Below are 6,000 nucleotides of genomic sequence, written 5' to 3'. Positions count from 1 at the left end.
ATGTAGGGCTGCACAGCGTCTTCAGAGCCCAGCAATACCACCCGGCCCCAGCCGGCTTTACGCATATCTGGAATAAAAGTACGGCAAATTCGTACCGTTCCCATCAAATTGACGTTGATGGTGTGCATCCAGCCTTCGTCATCGATATCATCTAGAAAATCACCCACCGCTCCAGTAATGCCTGCCGAATGGACAACCACTTCAGCCGGGCTACCAAAGTGTTCGATCACCTGGTCGCGAGCGGCTTCTACCTGCTCTAGGCTAGTGATATCGGCTTTGACTGGAAACGGATCGCCAAAAGATTTGAGATCGTCAATCTCATCAAACGAACGATTTAAGATGGCGACTTTAGCGCCCTCTTTTAACAAAATCTCAGCCGTTGCCTTACCAATGCCAGAGTCGCCCCCTGTCACCACAGCAATTCGATCTTTTAGCCCTAAATCCATGAAATGTGTCTTCCTATCAAATGTCTGAGGTCTGAATCAACAGCAAGCTGCGCCTTTAATTTAGAGTGCCGAGCCGATGAGTAGTTCACTTGTGCAACAAAAGCTTAGACAATCGTGACTCAGATAATGAAAGCTTAGATCCTTAAATGGGCTCAGACAATATAGAGAGCGTACAATAATGGCCAAGTTAGATCTTCAGCGAATTATGCCTCATAACGTAAAACCCAAGGCCGTCGTCTTGCTCTCGGGCGGGCTAGATTCGGCAACTTGTGCGGCTCAGGCGATCGCAGATGGCTATGAGGTGATCGCGCTTTCGTTCGACTATGGTCAGCGCCATGATAAAGAGCTGATTGCAGCGCGCGAACTCGTCAATGCATTCGGCATTATCGAGCATCGAATCGTAGAGGTTAATCTGGCTCAGTGGGGCGGCTCGTCGCTAACCGATATGGCCATGGCTATTCCTACTGACGGCAAAGAGCCTGTAGATGAAGTAATTCCATCTACCTATGTGCCAGGGCGCAACACTGTTTTTATTGCGATCGCTCTTTCTTTGGCCGAAGCTAAAGGCGCGATCGCTATCTATTTAGGGATCAACGCAGTCGACTACTCCGGCTATCCAGACTGTCGGCCAGACTATCTAGCCGCCTTTCAACAGCTAGCAACACTCTCTTCTAAAGTGGGGCTTGAAGGTCATGCCCCTCAGCTAGTGGCTCCGCTTGTATTAGAGTCCAAAGTCGACATTGTTCGTCGGGCCTTAAAGCTAGGCGTACCGATTGCAAAAACCTGGTCTTGCTACAGCGGCAAAGACTTTCCCTGTGGCCAGTGTGATTCGTGCCGGATTAGAGATAGCGCCTTAGTCGCGGCGGGTAGAAGCGATTTGGCAACGTCACCTGCCGTCACAAGACCTGTCACAATATAGCCAAGATAGAAACCAGAATAGATAAAACATAAAGCGCTATGGCTAGCAGAAAAAAGGCATCTAGCAAAAAAGTCTCCTCTGTCAAAAACCAGAAGACCCGCTCAAATAATAGTCAGAAAGCAAATAAAAAAGGCAGAGACATTCCTAGAAAGAAGCCGCCTCAAGGCATGAGCCAGGAGCGCTATGACAAACTGGTCGCAGAATCTCAAGCGCCATACAAAGGCTTGAGGAAGTTCATGTATATCTCTTTTGGAGCCTCTGGTGCCATCGGCGGATTTGTCTTTTTCACCAAGATTCTAGCGGGGCGAGATCTCGCCGCGTCGCTGCCTAACCTTGCTTTGCAGATTGGCGTGGTTGCACTCATGGTGTTTCTATTTCGCTGGGAAGATCGCAATCAGGAAGATAGTTAGTGGTCAACACTGCTGAAATGCCAGCGGCTGTGAGCGAGTCTCCCAAATTGCCAACGGTACTGGTTCATGGCATTTGGAATAGAGCCGAGATCTTTACAACGCTTAGGGCATATCTAGAAGCTAATAATCATACGGTCTATGCCTTGAGTATGACGCCTAGCAATGGTGACGCACCGCTAGAAACTCTAGCGGGCCAGCTTGCTGCCTTTATAGAGGCTCAGCTATCGCCCCAACAGCGCTTTAACCTGTTGGGATTTAGTATGGGAGGTCTGGTGAGTCGCTACTATGTGCAGCAGCTAGGCGGATTAAATAGAGTAGAAAAATTGGTGACGGTCTCTGCGCCGCACCGAGGCACCTTTCTGGCGCTGGGTAGCACTCGCCCAGGCATTCGGCAAATGCGCCCCAATAGCAGCTTTATTAGGGCGCTTAACCAAAATGCAGACTGCTTAAAAACGCTGCAGTTTTTTTCCTTTTGGACGCCTTTTGATCTTCTGATCTTACCGCCATGGAGTTCGTTGATTAGGAGGGGACAGACGCGGCGGCTGATGGTTCCTAGCCACAATCGCATGATCAAAGACCCACAGGCACTTTGGGCGATCGCCCAGGTACTTACCTAACGAGTTTTTGGCATGTTTTCTCCAGCAGGTCTCTCTTTGGAGCTTTTGGATCGCAGACTAAAAAGCATGAAGCGAACAACACCCTAGGTTTTGTCTCCCACCTGCGAATACTGATGCTCTCCAAACACCGCACTTGAGTAGACGTAATACTTAAACTCTAGCAAGTTGTGAAAGGGATCTTCTAAGAAGAAAGTGCGATGCTCGATGCGATCGCCCTTAAACCGATGCTTGGGCTGCTGGTGAAAGTTCAGCGATTTCTCCTTCGCTCTAGCTAGGGCCTGCTCCCATTCTTGTTCTGTCTCAAACGTCAGACCAAAATGTCTTGGATAAATCCCTGCTTGCGCCGCTATTGGCTCTGTGACAACCTGAGCAACTAGCTGATGTCCGCCCAGGTTCAAGATCAGCGATCCCTTACTTTCTCTTCCCACCTCACAGCCTAGCCCCTCGACATAAAAGCGTTTAGTCTCAAGAATGTTTTCAATCGGGAAAGACAGATGAAAGATAGTGCTCATAAAGCCTCCATAGTCTGGGTTAATCAATGCGCGGAGCAAAGTGGCAAACGCTATAAGTGCAGGTGTTATGTAATCTCTTCGACAAGGATTGCTGTTTTGTAATGGGGACTACAGCCAAAATAGTAGCTAGGCAAGTAAATCTGGAGTGTACTAACACCGTATTTATACGATGTAGTCAGCTCTTGGAGAGACTATCTCTAGCAATTATATCTAGAATAGGTTTCTCTAAAGCCTTGTAATCCATACTCTAGAAACACTCTAGAAATGCCTTATGTCAATCTACGTTGGAAATCTGTCGTTTGATGCTACTCGCGATGACATCAACGAAGTTTTTGTTGAGTACGGCTCGGTCAAGTCTGTAAAGGTTCCTACCGATCGCGAAACAGGTCGAGTAAGAGGCTTTGCGTTTGTAGAAATGTCTAGCGATGCCGAAGAAGAAGCGGCGATCGCAGCATTAGACGGAGCCGAATGGATGGGGCGCACGCTGAAAGTAAACAAAGCCAGACCTAGAACCTAAATCTATACGTGACATATTCTTGATAGAGCAGTGCCTCTAGCCCTTGAGTTTTGGGAAGGCTAGGAGCACTGTTTTTTTGCTGCCTTTAGCTCTACAGCGTTGATCACTTGGGTGAGGTACAGTTCTGAGACTGAACGCCTACCAAGACATACGGCGAAATGCACTCTACTGTTTGCTATACATACGACCTAGGTAGGCACTGCTGCAGGGCAAACTATAGGGAAAACTTTTGAGAGTCATCAAGAAACTAGCGGCGAGATACGATAGAAAACGCGCCATAGAGAATAGAGTTCAGATCGTTGTGATCCGTTTACTAATGCTGGTCGTTCTATGTCTGTTTAGTGCGCCTTGGCTAGCTTTGTTCTGGGCAGGTGTGCAAAGCCGACATCAGCAGGCTGAGATCGATCGTCAAGCTGCCGACTTTTTCTCTCAGTTTTCAGAGGTTACGCCTAATGTTGCTGCAGAGACTATAGACCGTATCGGCACGGCGCTAGGATTTAGCCCCAATGCTCGCTACATCGGGCCCGTTTCTATTGACCAGACGGCCCAGGCCGCTTTTAGAAACATTGACGACCCGCTTGCTCGATATTTGCAGCAGCAAACTGCGCTAGTTTCTGGGCCTATGGCTCCAGTACCCGCCGATCTCGCGATCTACCTAGATACTTACAGAGACACAATAAATAAGGCGCAGCAGCAGATTTTGCAAGGCGATCTTCCCCAGTGGGAAATGATCCCAGAAAAGATGTTTGATTTAAACTATCCCTCACCAGGATTTTTCAATATTCTCTACTTGCAAAGGCTGATTCTACTCTCAGCAATCGAGCATCACGAGCGCGGACAAACAGCGCAAACGCTATCGGCAATGGAGGCTTCTTGGCAGCTAAATCAGGCGATCGCACGGCGTCCAGATCTTGTCTCAAAGCTCCTGTCATCGATTGTCTTAGCCCAGCAGGCTAGCCTATTACGCCATTTTGAAGCGGTTCCTGCTCACTGGCAGACCCGCCTAGCAGCCCAATCTCCTCAGCAAGAAATTCTCACAGGAATACAGTTTGAGACCTGGCTGAGGTACCGAATCTCACAGCGCACTTGGTCGGCGTATACAGCCCCTCAGTCATCTGTTCAGTCATCTGTTCAGTCGTCTGTTCAGCGATCGCACCTATCAACAACTCAGCCGCTAGCATCGCTATCCCACTGGTTCTCTGCGCGCTCATACCCCAGGCTAAAAAGCATCAAGGCCGCCAGGCATACCCATGCGGCGCTAGCAACTCTAGCAGCGACAGACATTTGTTCTATTCCTCAAGTTGCCGTAGAGCAGATGCTAAGTGAGCTACAAACAGAGCAGGGGGAGCGAGAAGCTGCCTTTTCGGCGGCGACTATCGCTAGACGCTGGCGAAGAGCTGGCGATCGCGCACTGGCTTTAGAACTCTCTGGGCATGTCCTCGCAGCCAAGCAGGCTAAGGTAGAACAGGGAACATGGCCTACTCAGCTACCCAATCTTGACTCTCAGGTCTGCCCAACAGAACACTGGATCTACAAACTCACCGAAGATAGAATAACCCTCTCCTTGAGTAAACAGCTAATCACAGGCACCCTAGTTCCTTTGAAGTATGTCAGCGATTCAAGTATGCCAGCGATAGATCCATAAAAGCACGACATAGCTCTACAGGAGAATAGGAAAAGTCGCCCAGATAGGCAAACAGATAGGCAAACAAAATGCCGCTTACTTAGACTTAGCAGGCGGCATCTTTACATGTTCAGAGGCATTAGCCTGCTTGATAAAAAATCTATCTTTTAGATAGGAAAATGAGATAAGGAAAAGCGTTGACTCATCTTTTAACCAGCCTTAATAGCCTTTTCTGACATGCTATAAGTGCCATTCCCACCACGGTGCCAAACGCCATCGCGAGCGCCTGCTGACAAGATATTAGAAATTCGGTTACGCGCCTTTAGGAACTGGCTTTTTGGCATGTCTTCTTTAAAAACTAAATTCATCACATCTACAATCTTAAAGACGCTATTTGGCTGAGACTGAAGCACACCAACAATCACGTCAGGAAGTGGTGACTTCTTATAGGTTGTTTGGATATAGCGCTGCCAGTCAGCGGTTTTACCGCTGCGCTTAGCCGAAGCTGGTGCCTTTTTTACTTGGGCAGGGCGGCCACGAGTCGTCTTGGTCTTAGTAGCTTTAGATGAGGTTGACTTAGTCGCGCTCGCCTTGGTGGCAGTCGATTTAGTGGCAGACTTACTGACCTTACGTTTACCTGTTGTCTTGGTGCCTGCGGTCGTCTTCTTTGTCGCTGTTTTAGTCGTTGTTGGCGCGTTTGCAATAGCTGAAATATCAGCAGCGGCGGGCACATCACCAGATTCAAACATAGAAATAACGGCCTGAATGCCCTGACGCTTTTGCTGAAGCTCACCTAGCTTGGCTTCTAGGACACTCGCTTGAGCAGACAGCTCAGAATCTACCTCTAAAAGCTGTGGTAAAACAGATATAGACATGTGAAATCTTCTCCTTAGGGTTGATATAGAAATTGGGTAATACAGAAAATGAAAGGATGGAAGCTTTGCTCAATCTCCTT

At 48.4% G+C, this 6,000-nt stretch carries 8 protein-coding genes; 5 read left to right on the top strand and 3 right to left on the bottom strand.

Annotated features, from left to right (window positions below):
* Positions 1-446: SDR family NAD(P)-dependent oxidoreductase (locus IQ256_RS20805; RefSeq protein ID WP_193857521.1), on the bottom strand; the 446-nt coding region annotated here is incomplete at its 3' end.
* A 178-nt stretch (positions 447-624) separates the two neighbouring features.
* Between IQ256_RS20805 and queC the strand changes: the two genes are divergently transcribed.
* The 3 genes from queC to IQ256_RS20790 are packed head-to-tail and all read left to right on the top strand — an operon-like array spanning position 625 to position 2,392.
* Positions 625-1,365: a 7-cyano-7-deazaguanine synthase QueC gene (gene queC, locus IQ256_RS20800; RefSeq protein ID WP_228025121.1), complete on the top strand. Its 741-nt coding sequence runs from the start codon at positions 625-627 to the stop codon at positions 1,363-1,365.
* A gap of 38 nt (positions 1,366-1,403) precedes the next feature.
* The gene (locus IQ256_RS20795; protein ID WP_370623512.1) at positions 1,404-1,775 is read left to right on the top strand and encodes a DUF3493 domain-containing protein; all 372 of its coding nucleotides are present in this window, start codon (positions 1,404-1,406) and stop codon (positions 1,773-1,775) included.
* Complete coding sequence (locus IQ256_RS20790) at positions 1,775-2,392, top strand: alpha/beta fold hydrolase (protein WP_193857519.1); 618 nt, start codon at positions 1,775-1,777, stop codon at positions 2,390-2,392. The genes IQ256_RS20795 and IQ256_RS20790 overlap by 1 nt, the downstream gene beginning before the upstream one ends.
* Positions 2,393-2,475: 83 nt before the next feature.
* On the opposite strand, the gene IQ256_RS20785 is transcribed toward IQ256_RS20790, so the two are convergent.
* On the bottom strand, positions 2,476-2,904 hold the full coding sequence (locus tag IQ256_RS20785) for a VOC family protein (protein ID WP_193857518.1): 429 nt from the start codon (positions 2,902-2,904) through the stop codon (positions 2,476-2,478).
* A gap of 271 nt (positions 2,905-3,175) precedes the next feature.
* Here IQ256_RS20785 and IQ256_RS20780 point away from each other — a divergent pair, with 271 nt between their 5' ends.
* Complete coding sequence (locus IQ256_RS20780; RefSeq protein ID WP_006453660.1) at positions 3,176-3,421, top strand: RNA-binding protein; 246 nt, start codon at positions 3,176-3,178, stop codon at positions 3,419-3,421.
* 229 nt (positions 3,422-3,650) lie between these two features.
* Entirely contained in the window at positions 3,651-5,066 is a 1,416-nt protein-coding gene (locus IQ256_RS20775; protein ID WP_228025120.1) for a hypothetical protein, read from the top strand.
* Between the two features lie 188 nt (positions 5,067-5,254).
* On the opposite strand, the gene IQ256_RS20770 is transcribed toward IQ256_RS20775, so the two are convergent.
* A complete protein-coding gene (locus tag IQ256_RS20770) occupies positions 5,255-5,920 on the bottom strand; it encodes a hypothetical protein (RefSeq protein ID WP_193857514.1) in 666 nt (221 codons plus the stop codon).
* Between the last annotated feature and the right edge of the window lie 80 nt (positions 5,921-6,000).

The sequence above is a fragment of the cf. Phormidesmis sp. LEGE 11477 genome (assembly GCF_015207105.1).
Taxonomy (GTDB): domain Bacteria; phylum Cyanobacteriota; class Cyanobacteriia; order Phormidesmidales; family Phormidesmidaceae; genus Phormidesmis.
Note: the sequence above shows the minus strand (reverse complement) of the source record. Positions and strands in the feature narration are given on the sequence as shown.

Excerpts from the sequence above, each read along its gene's own strand:
- queC (WP_228025121.1), top strand. The coding sequence starts at position 625 with ATGGCCAAGTTAGATCTTCAGCGAATTATGCCTCATAACGTAAAACCC.
- IQ256_RS20795 (WP_370623512.1), top strand. The coding sequence starts at position 1,404 with ATGGCTAGCAGAAAAAAGGCATCTAGCAAAAAAGTCTCCTCTGTCAAA.
- IQ256_RS20785 (WP_193857518.1), bottom strand. The coding sequence starts at position 2,904 with ATGAGCACTATCTTTCATCTGTCTTTCCCGATTGAAAACATTCTTGAG.
- IQ256_RS20780 (WP_006453660.1), top strand. The coding sequence starts at position 3,176 with ATGTCAATCTACGTTGGAAATCTGTCGTTTGATGCTACTCGCGATGAC.
- IQ256_RS20770 (WP_193857514.1), bottom strand. The coding sequence starts at position 5,920 with ATGTCTATATCTGTTTTACCACAGCTTTTAGAGGTAGATTCTGAGCTG.